17 protein-coding genes are annotated in these 21125 nt (G+C 65.0%); 11 read left to right on the forward strand and 6 right to left on the reverse strand.

Annotated features, from left to right (window positions below; translation table 11 throughout):
- Positions 1–21: 21 nt before the first annotated feature.
- Both ASD73_RS12890 and ASD73_RS12895 read right to left on the reverse strand, forming a co-directional pair.
- Entirely contained in the window at positions 22–1029 is a 1008-nt protein-coding gene (locus ASD73_RS12890) for an alpha/beta hydrolase (protein ID WP_056372822.1), read from the reverse strand.
- Between the two features lie 112 nt (positions 1030–1141).
- Positions 1142–2221 (reverse strand): alpha/beta hydrolase, encoded by a 1080-nt coding sequence (locus ASD73_RS12895; RefSeq protein ID WP_082521520.1) that lies wholly within the window; start codon positions 2219–2221, stop codon positions 1142–1144.
- Positions 2222–2331: 110 nt separating this feature from the next.
- Here ASD73_RS12895 and ASD73_RS12900 point away from each other — a divergent pair, with 110 nt between their 5' ends.
- Together ASD73_RS12900 and ASD73_RS12905 are read left to right on the forward strand one after the other, a co-directional pair.
- Entirely contained in the window at positions 2332–3228 is an 897-nt protein-coding gene (locus ASD73_RS12900; RefSeq protein WP_056373612.1) for a LysR family transcriptional regulator, read from the forward strand.
- Between the two features lie 168 nt (positions 3229–3396).
- Positions 3397–4503, forward strand: coding sequence for an NADH:flavin oxidoreductase/NADH oxidase (locus tag ASD73_RS12905; protein ID WP_056373615.1), 1107 nt, complete (start codon positions 3397–3399; stop codon positions 4501–4503).
- Between the two features lie 6 nt (positions 4504–4509).
- Here ASD73_RS12905 and ASD73_RS12910 read toward each other — a convergent pair whose 3' ends face one another.
- A complete protein-coding gene (locus ASD73_RS12910; protein ID WP_056372823.1) occupies positions 4510–5292 on the reverse strand; it encodes an SDR family NAD(P)-dependent oxidoreductase in 783 nt (260 codons plus the stop codon).
- Positions 5293–5417: 125 nt separating this feature from the next.
- On the opposite strand from ASD73_RS12910, the gene ASD73_RS12915 reads away from it, so the two are divergent.
- The gene (locus tag ASD73_RS12915) at positions 5418–6179 is read left to right on the forward strand and encodes a ThuA domain-containing protein (RefSeq protein WP_056372824.1); all 762 of its coding nucleotides are present in this window, start codon (positions 5418–5420) and stop codon (positions 6177–6179) included.
- On the opposite strand, the gene ASD73_RS12920 is transcribed toward ASD73_RS12915, so the two are convergent.
- Complete coding sequence (locus ASD73_RS12920) at positions 6176–7813, reverse strand: GMC family oxidoreductase (RefSeq protein WP_056372825.1); 1638 nt, start codon at positions 7811–7813, stop codon at positions 6176–6178. The two genes, ASD73_RS12915 and ASD73_RS12920, sit on opposite strands and share 4 nt — an antisense overlap.
- A gap of 128 nt (positions 7814–7941) precedes the next feature.
- On the opposite strand from ASD73_RS12920, the gene ASD73_RS12925 reads away from it, so the two are divergent.
- The 5 genes from ASD73_RS12925 (at position 7942) to ASD73_RS12945 (ending at position 15092) form a co-directional block, all read left to right on the forward strand.
- Positions 7942–8691, forward strand: coding sequence for a glucose 1-dehydrogenase (locus tag ASD73_RS12925; RefSeq protein WP_056372826.1), 750 nt, complete (start codon positions 7942–7944; stop codon positions 8689–8691).
- Positions 8688–9404, forward strand: coding sequence for an SDR family NAD(P)-dependent oxidoreductase (locus ASD73_RS12930; protein WP_056372827.1), 717 nt, complete (start codon positions 8688–8690; stop codon positions 9402–9404). Before ASD73_RS12925 ends, ASD73_RS12930 begins: the two co-directional genes overlap by 4 nt.
- Before the next feature lie 130 nt (positions 9405–9534).
- Complete coding sequence (locus ASD73_RS12935; RefSeq protein WP_162248152.1) at positions 9535–11925, forward strand: TonB-dependent receptor; 2391 nt, start codon at positions 9535–9537, stop codon at positions 11923–11925.
- 109 nt (positions 11926–12034) lie between these two features.
- Positions 12035–13498, forward strand: a complete 1464-nt coding sequence (locus ASD73_RS12940) for a carotenoid oxygenase family protein (protein WP_056372829.1) — start codon at positions 12035–12037, stop codon at positions 13496–13498.
- A 13-nt stretch (positions 13499–13511) separates the two neighbouring features.
- Complete coding sequence (locus tag ASD73_RS12945; RefSeq protein ID WP_056372830.1) at positions 13512–15092, forward strand: fatty acid--CoA ligase; 1581 nt, start codon at positions 13512–13514, stop codon at positions 15090–15092.
- 131 nt (positions 15093–15223) lie between these two features.
- Here the strand turns inward: ASD73_RS12945 and ASD73_RS12950 are convergent, their stop codons facing one another.
- Both ASD73_RS12950 and ASD73_RS12955 read right to left on the reverse strand, forming a co-directional pair.
- A complete protein-coding gene (locus ASD73_RS12950; protein ID WP_056372831.1) occupies positions 15224–16033 on the reverse strand; it encodes an SDR family NAD(P)-dependent oxidoreductase in 810 nt (269 codons plus the stop codon).
- Between the two features lie 10 nt (positions 16034–16043).
- Entirely contained in the window at positions 16044–17042 is a 999-nt protein-coding gene (locus ASD73_RS12955) for an NADP-dependent oxidoreductase (protein WP_056372832.1), read from the reverse strand.
- Between the two features lie 117 nt (positions 17043–17159).
- On the opposite strand from ASD73_RS12955, the gene ASD73_RS12960 reads away from it, so the two are divergent.
- Genes ASD73_RS12960 through ASD73_RS12970 form a run of 3 tightly spaced genes read left to right on the forward strand, consistent with a single transcriptional unit; the run spans position 17160 to position 21091 of the window.
- Entirely contained in the window at positions 17160–19283 is a 2124-nt protein-coding gene (locus ASD73_RS12960; protein ID WP_056372833.1) for a molybdopterin-containing oxidoreductase family protein, read from the forward strand.
- Between the two features lie 9 nt (positions 19284–19292).
- Positions 19293–20309 (forward strand): NADP-dependent oxidoreductase, encoded by a 1017-nt coding sequence (locus tag ASD73_RS12965; protein ID WP_056372834.1) that lies wholly within the window; start codon positions 19293–19295, stop codon positions 20307–20309.
- A complete protein-coding gene (locus ASD73_RS12970; RefSeq protein ID WP_056372835.1) occupies positions 20306–21091 on the forward strand; it encodes a ThuA domain-containing protein in 786 nt (261 codons plus the stop codon). The genes ASD73_RS12965 and ASD73_RS12970 overlap by 4 nt, the downstream gene beginning before the upstream one ends.
- Positions 21092–21125: the final 34 nt, after the last annotated feature.

The raw sequence follows: 21125 nt of genomic DNA on the forward strand, positions 1-21125 counted from the left end.
GCAGACCGGCGGACTGCCGACCTACAGCGTCCGCGCGAAGAATGGCGACAGCTTGCCCATCGCCGCGTCGACATATTCGGGAACCCAATAGGTCTCGATGTGCGTGGCGCCCTCGATCTTGAATAACGTCTTGTCGCTCGTCCCTCTGGCCTTCGAGAAGGCCTCCTCGGTCATGTAAAGGCTGTCGGCCTTGCTGCCCGCAATCATCAGCAACGGCTGGTCGAGCAGGTCGATCTGATCGGTGGCATCCCAGCGCATCAGGTCGATCAGGCTGCTCATCGTATATTTGAAGGTCGAATTCGGGTGCGCGTGGGTACGCCAGTAATATTCGTAACGCTGCCGGTACATCTCGAACGGCAGCGCCGCGATCTGCGCGTCGGTCATGTCGGCATCGCCGGCATAAAGGATTTCTCCCCCCGCCATCTCCTGGGCATGCGCGGCGGAAGCCCGCCGCAACCGCTCCTGGGTCGTATCGAGCTGCGAGTCCGCGAAGCCGTTGCGGCGCACTCGGCCAGAGTTGAACATGCTCAGCGTCGCGACCGATTTGAAGCGCTTGTCGGTTTTTGCCGCGGACAGCGAGTATCCGCCGCCGCCGCAAATGCCGAACAGACCCAGCCGCGCGGCATCCACGCCCGGGTAATGCGTGATGAAATCCGCCATGCCGTGGATGTCCTCGATGCGGCATTGGGGCTTGTCGACGCTCCGCGGCTGGCCACCACTTCCGCCCTGATAAGCGGCATCCGCCGTGATCGCGACATAGCCCCGTTCGGCGAGACGCTGCGCATAGAGACCCGCGACCTGTTCCTTCACCCCGCCGTTCGGATGCGCGAGAATGACGGCAGGATAGGCCTTTGCCGGATCATAGTTTGCCGGCGTGTAGACGTTCGCGACGATGTCGAGACCGTTCAGCCTGTATTGGACCGGGTGGATATTGACCTTACCCGCCACGTTCTGCGTGATCGCGCCGCGATAGACGAGTCCCAGCGGGTTCCGGTTGGTGTTGGCGATCGAAGGGGTGGCACTGGCCATTGCGGTTACTCCTGACATTGCGCCCGAGAATATGAGCGCGGATGCGCCGAGGAACGCGCGCCTCTGGGCGTCGATGGGTCGGTCGGTCATTCGAAATCCAATCCTGATGCGCTCAATCCAGCTTCTTCTCGGCAAGGAACTGCGAGACCTGGTCCGCGATCTCGACATTGTTGAGGTCTGACATCAGGAAATGCGTGTTGCCGCGAATGCCTATCTCCGGGAGATGCACCAGCCGCGCGTCGCCGCCGCGCTTGTTGATGGCGTCAACCCAGAGCCGGGCCATCGCAAGACGCACGCGCCAATTGTCCTGTCCGCGTTCGGCGGTCGGCTCGACCGGGAAATTGTCGCCATAATAGATGATGATCGGAATGCGCGTGAGCTTCTCAAAATCCGTCAGCGGCACCGCCTCGGGCGACAGGGTGCCGGCGGCGCTCGGCATTGCCGGGGGCAGTTCGCCTTCCGGAAAGATGAACCCGCTGCCCGGCTCGAAGGCGACGATCGCCTTGACGTTCGGGTTTCGGATCGCGGCCAGCCATCCTGGTCCGCCGCCTTGCGAGTGGGTGAAAAGGATGCCCGGCCCGCTCCGGTCGAACAGCGCCGACATCGCATCCGCAATGACCCCGGCATCATAAGGACCGGTGTTCGGCGTCACCGAGCGGAAGAACTGGTCGAGCGTCTCGGGTTTGCGATCGAACTGCACGCCTTCGAAATAGTTTGGCCATTTGCCGATCCGGAACTGATCGAAGAAAAGCTGATCGTTGGGCGTCGGCTCGATCGTCGCCGCGACGCTGCTGTTACCGGCGCGGCCACGGCGCGGCTGATCGACCAGATAGACCGGGAAACGGCGGCGAAGGAACAGTGTCTGAAAGCCTTCGCGGCCGTCGGGCGTCGTTTCCCAGCTGCGCGCCGACTGGAAGGCACCGTGCAGCATGACGATCGGTAGCCCCCTGGAGTTCTGCGGCGCCTGGTAGAAGGCATAGAGATGATCGGCGTGAAGCGTCTGTCCCGCGGCGGTGGGTTTGTTGTTGTCGTATGCGCCGGGGGTGGCCGTCACCGTGCCGCCGACCGCGAAACTGCCCTGGTCCGCTATGATCAACGGATCGGCCTGCGCCGCGTGGCTCATCGCGACGGGGGCCGCGGCGATGCTGCAACAGACCCAAAGCGGCATGACATATCTCTTCCGGCGGCTCATCAGACGCTCCTTGGCGAAGGGGGAGCCACCTTTTACCGCAAAGCTCCTCGTGCAATTAGTCGCGCAATATGAGATGAACTTGTGAATAATGTTCAGTAATGGAGGGGCGCGTGCCACGGCAGAATCTGGCAGATCTCGAAGCCTTTGCCGTGGTCGCACAGGAAGGGAGCTTCACGCGCGCGGCGGCCCGCCTTGGCGTCTCGCCCTCGGCGTTGAGCCACCGGATGCGCAAGCTGGAGGCGCGGCTCGGTCTCCGGCTTCTCGCCCGGACCACGCGCCGCGTCGCGACGACCGAGGCCGGGGAACGGCTGCTCGATGCGCTGCGCCCGGCCATCGAAACGATCGACCGGCAGCTTGCCGAGCTCAGCGAGCTGCGTGAGCGTCCCTCGGGAAACATTCGCATCACCGCCTCGGACCATGCGACACGGACCTTGCTCTGGCCGGCGATCGACGACTTTCTCAAGCGTTATCCGGACATCAAGATCGAGATCAACGCCGAGTCCGGGCTCACCGACATTGTCGCCGAGCGCTATGACGCGGGCGTCCGGCTTGGCGAACAGCTCGCCAAGGACATGATCGCGGTGCGGATCGGGCCGCCGCTGCGCATGGTGGCGGTCGCAGCGCCCGCTTATATCGAGGCCAGCGGAACCCCGCAGACGCCGCATGACTTGACGCACCACAGATGCATCAACATGCGCATGTCGAGCTCAGGGGGACTCTATGCCTGGGAGTTCGAGAAGGATGGGCAAGCCGTCAATGTTCGCGTCGAGGGACAGGTCATATTGAATAGAGGCCATTTGATCCTCGAGGCTGCACTAGCGGGGCATGGCATCGCCTTCCTTATGGACGATTATGTCGTCCAAGGCGTCGAGAAGGGCCAGCTGCTGTACATCCTTGAAGACTGGTGCCCTCCATTCGACGGCTACCATCTCTATTATCCGAGCCGCCGGCAACCGACGCCGGCGTTCAGTCTGCTCGTAGAAGCGCTACGTTATCGGCCGGCGTGAGCGTTGCTCTTTGTCCACGGCGTGGCTCCAACGTGCGCTTCGGAGCCGGAGCTCCTCCCGCTTCACAATTTTGCGGGTGCGCTTCGCTGCGATACCCGACTATCGATCCACACCGGTTTTCGCTCGTGACCGGGATTTCGGGAACACGCCATATTGCTGGAGAATATGATGGCCAAGCTGTTCGAACCCGTCGCGATAGCCGACTTGCCGCTCGCCAACCGCATTATCATTGCGCCCATGTGCCAATATTCGGCCGAAGACGGATGCATGACCGACTGGCATCTGATGCACCTCGGACAGCTCGCGATTTCGGGGGCGGGGGCGCTGACGATCGAAGCGTCGGCGGTCTTGCCCGAGGGACGTATCACCTACGCCGACGTCGGCCTCTACGACGATTCGAGCGAAGCCGCGATGGCGCGCGTCCTTTCGGCGGTGCGGCAGTGGTCGGATATTCCCGTCGCGATCCAACTCGCACACGCCGGGCGCAAGGCGAGCACGGCGCGGTCGTGGGATGGCGGCGGCCAGATCGCTCCTAACGCGGCGAACGGGTGGCAGACCGTCGCACCGTCCACGGTTCCGTTCCTCGATACCGACAATGCGCCCGTCGCGCTCGACCGCGGCGGGCTTGAGCGAGTCCGCGCCGCCTTCGCCGATGCCGCGGTGCGCACGGTCCGGCTGGGGATAGATGCGATCCAGCTGCACGCCGCGCATGGCTATCTCCTTCACCAGTTTCTGTCGCCCCTGTCGAATCGGCGCGGCGATGACTATGGCGGCAGCCTTGAAAACCGGATGCGTTTTCCGCTCGAGATTTTCGATATCGTCCACGATGCGTTCGCCGCGCACGGCCCCGTGACGGTGCGCGTGTCGGGCACCGACTGGGTCGAGGGCGGCTGGTCGATCGAAGAGACAGTCATTTTTGCGCAGGCGCTCGAAGCGCGCGGGTGCGCCGCGATCAATGTGTCGAGCGGCGGACTGCACCCGGCGCAGCAGATCAAGCTGGAACCGGGGTATCAGGTGCCGCTGGCGCGCAAGGTCAAGGATGCGGTCACCATGCCGGTGATCGCGGTCGGCCTGATCACCGACCCGATCGATGCCGAAGCGATCATCGCCAATGGCGACGCCGATGCGATCGCGATCGCGCGCGCCGCGCTCTATGATCCGCGATGGCCATGGCACGCCGCCGCTACGCTGGGCGCCACCATCGCCGTCCCGCCGCAATATGAGCGCAGCGAGCCGCGCGAGCATCGCGGTCTCTATGCGCCGCGGCGGCCTTGAATCGGATCAGACCCCCATCATCCCGGCGGTCGTCGCACCGTCGATCACATAGTCGGCGCCCGAGATGAAGCCCGCCTCGTCCGACGCGAGGAAGGCGACCAGCGCGCTCACCTCGTCGAGCTGCGCCATGCGTTTCATCGGCGCCATCCCCTCGAACGCCGCACGCGCGGCAGCGGGGTCGGGCGCACGGTCGATCACGCCGCGGATCATGTCGGTTTCGACGACGCCGGGCAGGACCGCGTTGACGCGGATCGCATAACCTTTCCCGGCGCAATGGATCGCGGCCGATTTGACGAGCGCGACCACGGCGGCCTTGGTCACCGAATAAGCGGCATAATTGCCCATCGCGCGGTGCGCATTCATCGACGAGTTGACGATGATCGATCCCCTGGGCCCTTGCGGGTTCTTCGCCATCGCGCGGATTGCGTGCTGGACGGTCAGCATCACTCCGGTCTGGTTGACGCCGACGATATGGTTCCACGCGTCGATCCCGATATCCTCGACACTCGCGTCGCCCGCCTCGGTCCCGGCGTTGGCAAAGGCGATGTCGAGCCGGCCATATTCGGCCTCGATCTCGGCCATCAGCGCATCCCACGCCGACGCATCCTCGACGCGGTGAGCACGAAAGATCGCCCCGGTTTCGCTCTCGACCGCCGCCGCGGCCTCGGCATTCGAGCCCGTGAAGACAACTTTCGCACCGTCGCGAACCAGCCTTGCAACGGTCGCGGCGCCGATGCCGCTCGTTCCACCGGTGACCAAAGCGACCTTGCCGCCGAGCTTCTGCCGCATCGCGCCTCTCCTCTCGCTGTTTCTCTTGCCAGTTTCGCGGCTGTCAGGAACCTATCAATACAGCAAGGTGACGCGGGCGCGCCGCGCACGCATGTTACGTCGACAACGGGAGGAGAGGACCGGCGATGAGCGAGAGCGAGCATCCACCCCGCATCGATTGCGTGCTGATCTGCGGCGGCGTCTGGCACGACATGGATTTTGCGCGCCTCGAGCTTTTGAAGCTGCTCGCCGAGGATCAGCGCGTGCGAACCCGCGTGTTCGAGAATTACGAGAATATCGAGGCGATCGAGGCGGCAGACATCCTGATCACCTATACCTGCGACGTCACGCCGTCGCTGCCTGCGCAGGAAGCGCTGAAGCGCTGGCTGACAAAGGGCGGGCGCTGGTATGCGCTCCACGGCACCAACTCGATCCTCCGCCTGCTCGATACGGGTGTCTGGGACGCGCCGCGCTGGGCGCCGCTGATGATGGACCTGCTGGGGTCGCAATTCATCAGCCATCCCGCGATCGAGCCCTATACCGTCCGCGTCGCCGATCCCGACCATGCCCTCACCAAGGGCATCGAGCCGTTCGAGACGACCGACGAGCTTTATCACCTCGAAACGCACGGGCACCTGCACGTCCTTCTCGACACTGAGTGCACCGGGCCGGGCACCGGCTTCGTCGAGGCCGACGATGCGCCCGGCACCTATCCGGTCTTCTACATCAAGCAGCATGGCGCGGGCGCAGTGCTCTACCTCACGCTCGGCCATTGCCGCGGCCATTATGATCTGCAGCCGATGATGGATTGGTGGCCCACGGTCGACCGCTGCGCGTGGGATCTGCCGGTCTTTTACGACCTGCTGCGCCGCGGGATCGGCTGGCTCAAGGATCACGAGACCGCCTAGGCCACTGCGCGCAATTTCCGCCGGTCCTCGCGGATCAAATCGGCAGCGCGGAGCGCCAGCGCCATCGCCGGGGCGTTGGTGTTGCCCGTTACGGGCGACGGCATTACCGAACAGTCGACGACGCGCAGGCCGTCGACGCCGTTGACGCGGAGCCGCGCATCGGTGACCGCGCGATTGTCGCTGCCCATCCGGCACGTCCCGACCCCGTGCAGCCCGCAGGTCGCGAGACGACGGAAAGCCGCAAGGATTTCGGCGTCGCTCTGTACCGCCGCGCCGGGAAGCAGTTCGCGTTCGACCAGCCCGACGAGCGCCGGCTGCGCCATATAGCGCCGCATCGCATGCACCGCCGCGATCGCCGTGCGCTCATCGTCGCGCGTCGACAGCCAGTTGGGCTTGATGTCGGGCGCCACGTCGCTGCCCGGCCCAGCGATCAGGATGCTCCCTTCGCTCGTCAGGCGCAGGAGCTGGCCATAGATGGTCATCCCCGGCTTGCGGTCGATGCGGTTCAGCGGCACCGGATGCTTCTCGTCTCCCAGGGCAAAGGTGTAACCGCCGAGATAGAGCTGGAGATCGGGCCGCATGTCGCGGCTTGTCAGGTTCAGGAAAGCGCCGACTTCGAACGGTCCCGTTGCCATGATGCCGCCGCGCGTCAGCATATATTGCGCCATCGCGCGCGCCAGGCCGATGCCGTAGAAACTGCGGTTGCTGCCGATATCGCGCGACAGGCGGTGCGGCATCGAAAAACCCAGATGCTCGCGCATCCGCCCGCCGACGTCGGGCGCGTCGACGATCGGCTCCACCCCGGCGGCGCGGAGCACATCGGCGGGGCCGATGCCCGACCGCTGAAGCAGCAACGGACTTTCCAATGTGCCGCCCGACACGATCACCTCGCCCTCGCAATCGAAGCGCCGCGACTGCCCCGCAACCTTTGCCTCGACGCCCGTCACGCGTCCGCCATCGACCATCAGCCGTTCGGCCATCGCATGCGTGACGACAAACAGGTTCGGCCGTTTCTTTGCCCGCGCAAGGAAGGTGGTCGCCGCACTTTCGCGCCGCCCGCGGCGGACGTTGTGCGAATAAAAGCCGACGCGGTCCGATATCGCGGCGTTGAGGTCGTCGACGGGGCGCAGTCCCATCTCGACCCCCGCCTGGACCATCGTCTCGGCAAGCGGATAGCTGTGGATCTTGGGCGCGACGCCGACCGGTCCGCCGGCGCCGCGCATCGCGCTCGCGCCGAGGCCATGATCCTCCAGTTTGCGGAAGGCATGAGTCATCGCCTCGCCGTTCCAACCGGTGCAACCGAGCTTTTCCCATTCGTCATAGTCGGCTGGCTCGCCGCGGCTCCAGATCATGCCGTTGACCGACGACGATCCGCCGAGCCCCTTGCCGCGGATCCACACCTCGCTCGGCGCCGCGCCGTCGCCGCGCGGCTGCGACACGCCATAGGCCCAGATATGGTCGGGGTTGGTGACGAGCTTCGCGACGCCCTTCGGGATCGCAACCCAGCGGCTGTCGTTGCTGCCGCCCGCTTCGAGCAGCAACACGCGGACTTGCGGGTCGGTGCTCAACCGCTCGGCGAGCACGCACCCCGCCGATCCCGCACCGACGATGATATAGTCCCAGCCTGCCGACATGCCGCCTCTCCTGCAACGGGCCCCTCGACCTTGGAACCGTCAGCCCGCTCCCCGCACCTAGCGCAATAAATAGTCCCCTCGCCCTTCGCGCAGGATGATAGTGCCACGGGAAAAAGAGGGAGGATCAAATGGCAGGAGCAAGCGGGCGGATCGCGGGCAAGACGGCCTTTGTCACGGGCGGCGCGTCGGGGCTCGGCCTCGACATCGTTCGCCGCTTCGTCGCCGAGGGCGCCGCTGTCGTCATCGCCGATATCGACGAAGTGGCGGGCGGGGCACTCGCCGCCGAACTCGGTCAGCGCTTCGTCAGGCTCGACGTATCGAAGGAAGATGAATGGATCGCCGCGCTTGGCACGGCCGAACGCATCGATATCCTCGTCAACAATGCCGGGATCACCACCCACGGGTCGATCGAGGATCTGACGCTCGAAGCCTTTCGCCACGAATTTTCGGTCGACGTCGACGGCGTGTTCCTTGGCTGCAAGCACATCATTCCCAAGATGCAGGATCATGGCGGGTCGGTGATCAACATGTCGTCGATGTGCGGCGTGCGCGCGCAGGGTGACCTTGCCGCCTACAACGCCGCGAAGGCCGCGGTAACGCACCTCACCAAGTCGGTTGCGCTGCACTATGCGCGCAAAGGCTATGGCATCCGATGCAATTCGGTGCATCCGGGCGCGATCCACACGCCCATCCTCGACAAGGTGATGGCGCAGGTCGAGGACGGACAGGCGCTCTACGACAGCTGGGTCGCGACGCATCCGGTCGGCCGCCTTGGCAAACCCGAAGAGATTTCCGCGATCGTCCTCTATCTCGCATCGGATGAGTCCGCCTTCGCGACCGGCGCCGAGTTTCGCGTCGACGGCGGCAGTTCGTTGTGACGACCGGCCGTCTCGCCGGTCGCGCGGCGCTCGTTACCGGCGCCGGATCGGGGATCGGGCTTGCCACCGCGGAGCGACTGTCTGCCGACGGCGCGCGCGTTCTGACCACCGACCGCGCGGGCAACGTCGACATCACCGCCGACGTCACCGAACCCGGCATCAATACGCGGCTGGTCGCCGAGGCCGAAATGCGCTTCGGCGGGCTCGACATCGTCGTCGCGTGCGCGGGGATCACGGGCGTGCAGATGCTGGATGGCCACGGGGACGAATTTTTTGAAACGATGATGGCGGTCAACGTCACCGCAGTGTTCCGCCTGATGCGCGACGCCCTGCCCTTGCTCAAGCGCTCGCCACATGGCCGTATCATCCTGATCGGATCGGTGATGTCGAGCTTTGGCGAGGCCGGGATGACCGCCTACAGCGCGTCGAAACATGCCGTGCTCGGCATGACGAAATCGGTCGCGGCGGAGGTTGGGACGTTCGGCATCACCGTCAACTGCATCCAGCCCGGCGCGATCGACACGCCGATGACCGCACCCGCCTTTACCGCGATGCCCGAGTTCAAACAGCGCTGGATCGACAAGGCGGCGCTCGGCCGCCTCGGACACCCCAAAGACATCGCCGATGTCGCCGCCTTTCTGGCGTCCGACGATGCGCGATTCATGTCCGGGCACGGCCTTTTCGCCGACGGCGGCGCGACACAACGCCAGTAAAATCAAGACATTAGGCATCATTACGGCACGCCTGATATTTTTGATGATTGTTGAATCGGGGCATAAAGCGGACCTTCGCTTCCAACGTGACTGGCGAGCCTATGCGCCGGCGCGAGGAGGGAGGAACGCGATGACCACGCATGCTCGAATGCTGCCTGCCGTTTACGCCACCATATCGCTCGCCGCACTGGCGATCGCTACCCCGGCCGCGGCGCAGGAGCTGCCCGTCGAGGAAAACAGCGGGGCCATCCGCGAGATCGTCGTCACCGCGCAGAAGCGCGAGGAAAACATCCAGTCGATCCCGATCGCGGTAACCGCGCTCGACCAAAAGGCGCTGGAATCGGCGACGATCGACGACATCCGCGATATCGCGGGCCGCGTCCCCAGCCTTGTCGTCGACTCGGTCGGCGCGGGCCCGAGCGCCGCCGCCATCGCCATCCGCGGTATCAGCTTCGAGGATATCGAAAAGAGCTTTGACCCCGCGGTCGGCGTCGTCGTCGACGGCGTCTTCATCGGCACCAACACCGGCCAGCTGCTCGACAGCTTCGACCTCGAACGCCTCGAAGTGCTGCGCGGGCCGCAGGGCACCTTGTTCGGCCGCAACACGATCGGCGGTGTCATCAACGTCATCCGCACCAAACCCACCGAGGATTTCGGCGTACGCGGCCAGTTCGCCTACAGCAATTTCGACACGAAACGCGCGCGCCTCGTCGTCAACACCGGTAAGCTCGGCGACTTCATCGCGCTCAAAGCCTTTGGATATTACGACAAGACCGACGGTTTCTATTACAACGTCACCAAGGACCGCCGCGAAGGCAAATATGAAACGCTGACCGGCGGCGTCACGGCGCTGATCACGCCGAGCGACGCGATCACCGCGCAGGTCACGTACCAGCACACGCGCGAACGCGGCGAGACCGTCGCTTCCGCGCTATCGGAACGCGGCCGCGACGTGATCTGCGCCGCCCCGGGCGCCCCGGGCTTCTCACCTGCGGGCGAATGCAACCGCTGGTCGCTTCCGGCACACGGGCTGTACACGACGTTCCAGAATATCGAGACGCCGGTCCGCAACGATGTCGACAGCGTCACGGGTAATATCGACATCGATCTCAGCGACAATCTGACGCTGTCGTCGGTCACCGGATACATCAAGAACAAGGAATCGGTGACGCAGGATTTCGACGGCAGCTCGGCCAATTTCTTCGACACGCGGCGCCAGCAGAAATACAAGCAGTTCAGCCAGGAACTCCGCCTGCTCGCCGATTTCGACACGGTCAATATACTCCTCGGCGGCTATTATTTCGATAGCAGCTACACGCTCGACCAATCGACCAATTTCGGGGTCGTGCTCGGCGGGGGATCGACTGCGGTGCTGCGTCAATTTGTCGACCATAGCGCCACATCCTACGCTGGTTTTGCCGATGCGCAGATCAACCTGACCGACGCATTCAAAATCTCGTTGGGTGCGCGCTACACGAAGGACAAGAAGGAAATCTTCAACAATTACGGTCGCATCGGTGCGCTCGTTCGCATTACGCAGCCTAATTTCGACGGCATGTCGTGCGTCGCGGTGACGGGAACCACCAGCGCCGCACCGGGCGTCGTGATCCCGGTCTACAGCCCCGCGAACAATTGCTCGGGCAGCGACAGCTTCAACAAGTTCACATGGCGCGCCAACGCCGAATATACGATCGAACCGGGCAAGCTCGTCTATGCGTCCTTCTCGCGCGGGTTCCGCTCGGGCGGGTTCAACGGCCGCGCGGCGTCGCCGACCTCGCTCGGGCCGTATCAGCCCGAAACGGTCGATGCCTATGAGGTCGGGCTGAAGGCCGACTGGCTCGACCGCACGCTGCGCACCAACTTCGCCTTCTATTACACCAAATATGACAACAAGCAGGAAGAGGTCGTGCAGCCGGCACCTCCGGGTTCGTCGAACCCGCAGGAAACGGTGGTGCGCAACGCCTCGTCGGCGGACATCAAGGGATTCGAGGCCGAAATCATCGCGCAGATGACCGATGCGTTCAGCTTCAATGCGTCGTTCAGCTACACCGACGCGAAGTACAAGAATTTCTTCAACGACATCGTCGGCCTGACGCCGGGCAGCCCGGCCGACGGCATTGCGGACGATGTGTCGACGCTGACGCTGCGCCGCGCGCCCAAATTCCAGTGGTCGGCTGGGCTGAATTATTCGAAGGAGATCGGCTCAGGCCGCTTCGATGCCTCGACGCTGCTGCGTTACCAGAGCAAATATGTGACCTGCATCGCGCCGAACCGTCCGGTCATCCCGGGCGCGGTGACCAACGACAACCGCTGCTTCACCGAGGACCGTGAAAACCTGTCGGCACAGATCGGCTACACCTTCCTGCTCGGCGACGACCGCGAAGTCAGCCTCGCGCTGTTCGGCCGCAACCTCACCAACCACAAGGGCCTGTCGTCGACTTTGCCGGTCGCGGGTCTCTTCACCTTTGGCGCCGCGCAGGCGCCCCGCACCTACGGGGTCGAACTCGGCTTCCGTTTCTGACGACGATGCGGCCCCGCCACGGGCGCGGCGGGATCGAAAGGGGGAAAGCAAGGGGCGGCGCGATGCACCGCCCCTTGCTTGATGACCCGGACGACAAAGAGGAACCGAGATGACGCAGGCCTTTTTCGACCATCCTTTCCTGTCGGGACATCATCAACCCGTGCGGTTCGAGGCGGCCGCGCCCGACCTGATCGTCGACGGTGAAATTCCCGCCGATCTGGTCGGGGTCTTTTATCGCAACGGGCCCGAGCCGCTCTATCCGACGCGCGAGGGCGAGTATCACTGGTTCGACGGCGACGGCATGGTCTATGCCTTTCACATCGAGGGCGGCCGGGCGTCGATGCTCAACCGCTGGGTGCGGACCGAGAAGTTCGAGCTGGAGAAGGCGGCCGGAAGGCGGCTGTTCGGTCTGTTCGGCAATCCGATGACCGCCGACCCGTCGGTGCAGGGAAAACGCTATAACACCGCAAACACCAATATCATCGTCCATGGTGGCAAGCTGCTCGCGCTGATGGAGGGCGCCCCCGCGGTCGAGCTTGACCCGCGCACGCTCGAAACGCTGGGCGAGGAACATTATGGCGGGACGATCACCACGACCTTTTCCGCGCACCCCAAGATCGACCATTATACGGGCGAACTCGTCAACATCGGCGCGATGATCAACGGCCCGATGGGCGCGGCGCAGATCCGCTACGACGTAATCGCCGCCGACGGCAGCGTGCGCAAGGCCGAGCTGATCGACATGCCGCACAATGCGCTGATGCACACCTTCTTCCTGACCGAGAATTGGGTCGTCTTTCCGGTGATCCCGATCGATGTCGACCTGGCCCGCTTCATGAAGGGCGGCCCGATGACCGCCTGGGTCAATGATCGCCCGACCAAATTCGCGGTGATGCCGCGCGAAGGGTCGGCGAGCGACGTCCGCTGGTTCGAGTACGAGCCGCGCCATATGTTCCACGAACTCAATGTGTGGGAAGCGGACGGCAAGATCATCGCCGATGTCGCCGCAGCGAACGGCACCGCGCTTTTCCCCGACGAGGCCGGGGTAAAGCGGACGCATGCCGACACGCAGCAGAGCCTGCGCCGCTGGACGATCGACCCCCGGACCAACGGCAACGGAACCTGGATCAGGGAAGAGACGCTCAACGACCGCGACATCCAGTTTCCGCGTCCCGACGACCGTTTTATTACGCGCGCGTCGCGGCACAGCTTCGCCAACATCAACCTCAATAGTCGCGACGGGCGCGCCGAGGGGATGGACGGCGTGCTGCGCTTCGACACGGTCAGCGGCACGGAAGATGTTTACCACTTCGGCAACGGCGCCTCATGCGGCGAGCTGATTTTTGCACCAAAGACAGGCGCGCAGGGCGAAGGCGACGGCTATGCGATGACGCTGGTCCACCGCGCCGGTGCCGCGACGAGCGAGCTGGCAATCTTCGATGCGCTCGACATTGCCGCGGGACCGGTCGCGACGGCGCATGTGCCGTTCCGCGTTCCGTCGGGTTTCCATTGCAATTTCTACGCCGCCGACTCCAATCTCTATCGGCAGGCACTCGGCACCGGCCGGGCGTAGGGAGAGACACAGCGTGAAAGTGCCGCCATTCGAACGGGTCGCCGACGTTGCGCGGCGAAATGCGCGCGAGCGGCCCGACAAGATCGTCTTTCATTTCGAAGGCCGTGCGACGCGCTACGAAGAATATGACGCGAACAGCAGCCGCGGCGCGAATGCGCTGATGTCGCTCGGGTTGAAGCCCGACGATCGCGTCGCCTATCTCGGCAAGAACAGCGACATCTATTTCGAACTGGTAATGGCGGTCGCCAAGGCGGGGGGCGTGATGACGCCGGTCAACTGGCGGCTCGCGGTGCCCGAGATCGCGTGGATCATTGACAATTGCGGCGCGCGCATATTGTTCGTCGGGCCCGAATTCACCGAACTCGTCGCCGCGCACCGCGAGACCTTTCCGGGCGTCGAACATGTGATCGCCACCGAAGGAGCCGCGAGCGGCTTTGCCGACTACCGGCCCTGGCGCGACACCTTCCCCGACAGCGCCGCTCAAGTGTCGCGCGGCGAAGGCGACGCGGTGATCCAGATGTACACCTCGGGCACGACCGGCAAGCCCAAGGGCGCGGTGCTGACCAACGGATCCGTATTGCGCTCGAAGCTCGACCGCGATCCCGCGCTGCAAGCCGACTGGGAGCGTTGGGACGCAGACGATGTGGGCCTCGTCGCCATGCCTTGTTTTCACATCGGCGGCACCGGTTACGGCATCACCGTGATGACCAACGGCGCGACGGGTGTGATCACGCGCGAGTTCGATCCCGGCGGGGTGCTCGACCTGATCGAGGCGCATGGCATCTCGAAAATCTTCATGGTCCCCGCGGCGATGCAAATCATCGTCAATCAGCCGCGCGCGCGCGAGGTCGATTTCTCGCGCCTCCGCCATATCGCCTACGGCGCCTCGCCGATCCCGCTCGATCTGCTGCGCCGGTGCATCGACGTCTTCCAGTGCGGGTTTGTCCAGATGTACGGAATGACCGAAACATCGGGCACGATCGCCGCGCTGCCGCCCGAAGATCACGATCCGGCGGGCAACGAGCGCATGCGCTCGGTCGGCAAGCCGCTGCGCGGGGTCGAGATGCGCGTGATCGACGGCGACGGCAATGTCCTGCCCCCGCGCGCCATCGGCGAGATCGCGATCCGGACGCAGGCGAACATGCGCGAATATTGGCAGCGGCCCGAAGCGACGGCCGAGACGATCGACGGCGATGGCTGGCTGCGTACCGGCGACGCCGGCTACACCGACGAGGACGGCTATTTCTACCTCCACGACCGGGTGAAGGACATGATCATCTCGGGCGGCGAGAATATCTATCCGGCCGAGGTCGAGAATGCGATCTATGGCCACCCCGCGGTCGCCGACGTCGCGGTGGTCGGCGTGCCCGACGAAAAATGGGGCGAGGCGGTGAAGGCGTGCGTCGTTCTGCGCGAAGGCGCGAGCGTCGACGCGAACGAGATCATCGGCTGGGCGCGTGAGCGGATCGCCGGCTACAAATGCCCGAAGTCGGTCGATTTCATCCCCGCGTTGCCGCGTAACCCGTCGGGCAAGATCTTACGCCGCGAACTCCGCGCTCCCTATTGGGAAGGCCGCGAGCGGCAGATCGGCTAATCGATCCCCCCTGTGCCGCAGGCATGGGGAGGTGGCAGCGCGAAGCGCTGACGGAGGGGCTATAACGCCGCCCCTCCACCACTCGCTTCGCGAGCGGTCCGATTCCCATCGTTTCGCGACAGGAAGGATCTTCAGTTCTGCAGTTTCGCCATCGCCGCGCCCACCGCCGCGGCAATATCCGCCTCCTGCGGATTGCCGCGCAGCGCGAGCCCGCCGTTCGGCTGCAAATTTTCGCCCGTCACGAACGCCTCGTCGCTCGCGAGCCACAGGCACGCATTCGCCACATCCTCCGACGTATTCAGGCGCCCCAGCGGGTAGCGCGGCAGGAAGGCATCGACGAGCCCCGGCGTTGCGAACGCGCCCTGCGTCATCGGCGACTCGGTAAACGCCGGCGACACGATATTCGCGCGAATCCCCGCCGCGCCGAAATCATTGGCGACGCAGCGGATCAGCGCCTCCGACCCCGTCTTGGTGCCGATATAGGCGGCGTGATTGCCGATCGGCGAGTGCGTCGTCGCCGACGAGATCTGGATGATCGATCCGCCGGCTGGGTCGTTCGTCAGCATCGCGCCGACGAACGCCTGGAGGAAATGATGCACCCCGGTGAACTGCAGCGCGACGATCGCGTCGAGCTCTTCTTCGGTCACCTCGAGCAAGGGCTTCAGCAGTCCCCACCCGCTAGCGTTCATCGCGATGTCGACCCCGCCCATCTTCGCCTTCGCCGCATCGGCGAGCGCGAAGACCGACGCCTTGTCGGTGATGTCGCAGAGCGCGGCATGACCACCAATCTCGGCCGCGAGCGCATCAAGCGGCTCCTGCTTGCGCCCCGCGACCATCACCGTCGCGCCTTCGCGCGCGAAGCGCCGCGCGGTCACCTGCGCCATATTTCCCGTCGATGCCGCACCGATGATGACGGCGCGCTTTCCGGCCAGCCTGCCCATATGCCTCTCCTCAGAGTTTCAAGAGCTGTTTGCCGCGATTCTGCCCGACGAAAAGCCGTTTCAGCGTGTCGGGCGCATTCTCGAACCCGTCCTGCACATCCTCGCGGTAGTTGAGCCGCCCCTCGAGCACGAAGCCTTCGAGCCGCCTGCGGATCTCGGGAAACTCCGCCGCCCAGTCGAGCACGATGAAGCCCGCCATCGAACCGCGACGGAAGATCAGGTTGAAATAATTTTGCGGCCCCGCGGGCAGCGTTCCCATCTCGTAGCGACTGATCCCCCCGCACACCGCGACACGTGCGCCGGTTGCGATCTCGCCGAGCATGTCGTTAAGGATCGCGCCGCCGACATTGTCGAAGATGACGTTCACGCCGCCCGGGCAGTGTTCCTTGATCTGCGCCCGTACATTGCCCGCCTTGTAATCGATCGCGGCGTCATAGCCGGCTTCCTCGACGAGCCAGCGGCACTTGTCCTCGCCCCCCGCGATCCCGACCGCACGGCATCCGGCGATCTTCGCGAGCTGGCCGACGACCGATCCCGTTGCCCCCGCCGCGCCCGACACCAGCACCGTATCACCCGCGACCGGCCGCCCGATCTTGAACAGCCCGCAATAGGCGGTGACGCCGGTCGTCCCGAGCACCGACAGCATCGCGGTCGGCGGCAGCTTGGTCTCGATCTTGACCAGCCCCTCGCCGCTTGAGACATGCCATTCGGTCCAGCCGGTCGATCCCATGACAAGATCGCCCGCTGCGAAACCCGGGTTGTTGCTTTCGACGACTTCGCTGATCCCGCTGCCGCGCATCACGTCGCCGATCGCCATCGGCGCGACATAGTCGGCGATATTCTCCATCCACCCTTTCTGCGCCGGATCGAAGCCGAGATAGAGCGTCCTCAGCAACAATTCGCCCGCGCCCGGCGCGCCGATCCCCGTCTCGACCAGCTTGAAATCGCCATCCTCGATCCCGCGCCCGCGCGGGTGTCCGTTCAGCAGCCATTGGCGCGATGTCGGCATCGATACTCTCCCTGTTCCAGTACTAAAATTGCGCCTGAGTTCGGCAGCCAGCCACCGCCAAAAGTGCCAGTCGATTGGTCCACGCGCTGGCGTAGGATGTGATCAGGGAGAGAGACGATGCCCGAGGTCCGCCGCAGTTTCTGCCGCTTCTGCCACGCCAATTGCGCGATGCTCGTCACCATCGAGCACGGACGCGTGACCAAAGTGCATGGCGACGCCGACGATCCGGTATTCGGCGGCTATACGTGCATCAAGGGCCGCCAGCTTGCCGAAGCGCACCACGGCCCACAGCGGCTGACGGTCTCGCAGAAGCGCGTCGACGGGGCGTTCCAGGATATCGCCATGGACGACGCGCTCGACGAGATCGGCGCGAAACTGGCGGCGATCGTCGCCGAGCACGGCCCGCATGCCGTCGCCGTCTATGGCGGCACTTATGCTTTCCAGAACAGCGCGGGGGTCGGCAGCGCGATGTCGTTCGCGCAGGGGCTCGGCACGCGCAACATCTATACCTCGGTGACGCTCGACCAGCCCGCGAAAGTCTATACGACGATGCGCTACGGCAGCTGGATGGGCGGGATGCATACGTTCGCCGAAGCCGACGTCGCCTTCTTCATCGGCAACAATCCGATCGTCTCGCACTACGGCCCCCCGGGCGGGCTGCCGCCCTTCTCGCCCTCGCGCCGCCTGCGCGATGCGCTCGAAGGCGGTCTGAAGCTGATCGTCGCCGACCCGCGCGAGAGCGACGTCGCCGCGCTCGCGCATATCCATTTGCCCGTGCGGCCCGGCGAGGACCCCGCGCTGCTCGCGGGGATGATCAACGTCATCCTCTCCGAGGGCCTGTACGACAAGGCGTTCGTCCAGCATTACGTCGACGGCCTCGACGAATTGCTGCGCGCGGTCGCGGGCTTCACCCCCGCCGTCGCCGCGGCGCGCGCGGGGGTCGAGGAAAGCCAGCTCGTCGCCGCGGCGCGGATGTTCGCGGGAGGCACCAAGGGCGTCGTCTCAACCGGCACCGGCCCCGAAATGGCGGGCAACGGCACGCTCACGCAATATCTCGTCTCGTCGCTCAACATCATCTGCGGGCGCTTCTGCCGCGAGGGCGAGAAGAGCTCGATCCCGCGCGTCTTCACCCCCGTCACCCAGCGCTGCGCGCAGGTCGCGCCGCCGATGGCGCTCTATGGCGAGGGTTTCCCCGCCTCGCGCATCCGCGGCCTCACGCACCTCGGTATGGAGATGCCGTGCAACGTCCTTGCCGACGAGATGCTGACGCCGGGTGAAGGCCAGGTGCGCGCGCTGATCGTTATCGGGGGCAACCCCGTGGTCGCTTTCCCCGATCAGGACAAGATGACCCGCGCGATCGACGGGCTCGAGTTGCTCGTGTGCATCGATGTCAACGCCGGGTCCGCGACCGCGAAGCGCGCCGACTATATCCTCGCCCCCAAAATGTGCCTCGAGCGCGAGGACATCAGCAACCTCAGCGAATGGTGGTACGAAATCCCCTACGCCCGCTATACCGAGGCGATGATCGAAGCGCCCGAAGGGCTGCTCGAGGAATGGGAGATGCTCTGGGAGCTCGCGCACCGTCTCGGCACCGGCATGCCGCTCGCGGGCGGTGCTTGCCCGATGGCCGAACGGCCGACGAAAGAGGCTTTTCTCGACCTGATGGTAGCAGGCTGCGCGGTCGCACCCAGCATCGTGCGAGCTGATACCGTCGACGGCAAGGCAGTGATCTACGCCGACCTCCATCCCATAGTCGAAGCAGGCGACCCCGATGCGCCCGGACGCTTCGACCTCACCGCGGGCGCGATGCCCGACCAGCTTATCGCCTATGGCAGCGCCGATCAGCCCACGCCCGATTTTCCCTGGCGCATGGTGTCGCGCCGCAGCCGGCATCGCTTCAACTCGACCGGACAGAATCTGCCCGCGCTGCGCGCCAAGCGCACGACGAACCCCGCCTTCCTGCATCCCGACGATCTTGCGCTGATCCCCTGCGCCGACGGCGATACGGTGCGCATTCGCTCGGCGGTGGGCGAGGTCGTCGCGGTCGCGCGCTCGGCGGAGAATATGCGCCCCGGCGTCGTGTCGATGGCGCACGCCTTTGGCGGCCCTGACATCGGCGCAGACGGCGTTCACGAACATGGCGCCTCGACCAACCGCCTCGTCAGCGAGAGCGTGTCCTATGACCCCATTACCGGCCAGTCGCTGCAGAGCGCGATCCCGGTCTCCATCGTCCCGGCTTGAGGAGCCCCTATGCCTGACAACCGCCGCTTTCTCCTTGTCCGCCGGCCCGATGGCGAACCGGTGCCGGAAGATTTCTCGCTCATCACCGAATCCACGCCCGAGCTGGCTGACGGGCAATTCCTGATCCGCAATCATTATGCCTCGCTCGACCCCGCGATCCGCGGCTGGATGGACGATGCGCCAAGCTATATGCCGCCGATCCCGCTCGGCGATCCGGTGCGCGCCTCGACCATCGGCATTGTCGAGGCGAGCAAGGCCGAAGGCTTCGCGCCCGGCCAGTGGGTGATGGGCCTGAACGGCATCGAGGAATATTCGGTTGGCACCGTCGGCGGTTTCACCCAGCCGATCGATGCGAGCCTCGTGCCGTCGGTCACCAATTATCTGTCGGTGCTCGGCGCGGTCGGGATGACCGCTTATTTCGGCTATATCGACGTCTGCGAGCCCCAGTCCGGCGACGTCGTGCTCGTCACCGGCGCCGCGGGTGCGGTCGGCTCGCTCGTCGGGCAGATCGCGAAGATCAAGGGCGCGAGCAAGGTGATCGGCATCGCGGGCGGCGCAGAGAAATGTGCAAAGCTCGTCGATCGCTACGGTTTCGACGCGGCGATCGATTATCACGGCAAGGATGTGCAGGCGCTCACCGACGCGATCCGCGCCGAGGCGCCCGATGGCGTCGATATCATCTTTGAAAATGTCGGCGGCGACATCCTCGACGCGGGGCTGATGAACCTCCGCCACGGCGCGCGCATCGGCCTCTGCGGCCTGATCAGCGAATATAACAGCGTCGACAAGGTCGGCGCGCGCAACATCTGGCAGCTCATCGTCCACCGCGCCTCGATCCGCGGGCTGCTCGTCGCCGACTATATCCCCCGCTTCGCCGAGGGCGGCGCCGCGATGGCGAGCTGGCTGCAACAGGGCAAGCTCATCGCCGACGAGCATGTCGACGAAGGGATCGAAAACAGCTTCGGCGCCTTCATGCGGCTCTTTGCGGGGAGCAACCAAGGCAAGATGATCCTCAAGATCGCATGAATGCCCGCCGTCTTCTCGTCCTGTCGGGCGGTCATCCTTATGACGCCGAGCCCTTCGCCGGTCTGCTCGCGAGCTTCGAGGGCTGGGCGGTCACGCACCTGATCCATCCCGAGGCCGAGACTGCTGTCGCCGCCGGCGCGGCGAATGATGCCGACGCGATCCTCTTCTACGATATGCCCGGATATCGCTTCGAAGACGGCAAAGCGGCGACGCGGCCGCCTTCCTTCACGTACCGCCGCGCGATCACCGACTATTTCGCGCGCGGCGGCGGCGCGGTCGCGATGCATCATGCGATCGCGGGCTGGGCCGAGTGGCCCGAATGGGCCGACATGCTCGGCGGGCGCTTCCTCTACGAACCCGGCGAAGCGAATGGCGAAGCGCATCTCGACTCGGGCTATCGCCACGAGGTCCGCTACGATGCGGTCATCCTCGACCCCGATCATCCGGTGACCGCGGGTCTGCCGCCGCGCTTCCCGCTCTGCGACGAGCTGTATCTGGCGCCGATATGGGGCGCGGCCAAGCCGCTGCTCCGCGCCGACCACGCCTTCATCCGCGACAATTTCTATTCGGCGGCGCAGGCGGTCGCCGGACGCATGTTCAGCAACGCCGGATGGGACCATCGGCCCGAAAGCGATTTCATCGCGTGGGAAAAGCCCGTCGGCGCGGGGCGCCTCGTCTATCTCCAGCCCGGCGACGGCCCCGCCGCCTACGCCGATCCGAACCTTCGCCGCCTGCTCGTCAACGCCCTCGCGCATGTCGCCCCGAACCCCGCGCGCTCCTAACGAAAATGTGCATCGCGCGCCGGGAGCGGCTGCA

The organism is Sphingopyxis sp. Root154 (assembly GCF_001427105.1).
Classification (GTDB): Bacteria; Pseudomonadota; Alphaproteobacteria; order Sphingomonadales; family Sphingomonadaceae; genus Sphingopyxis.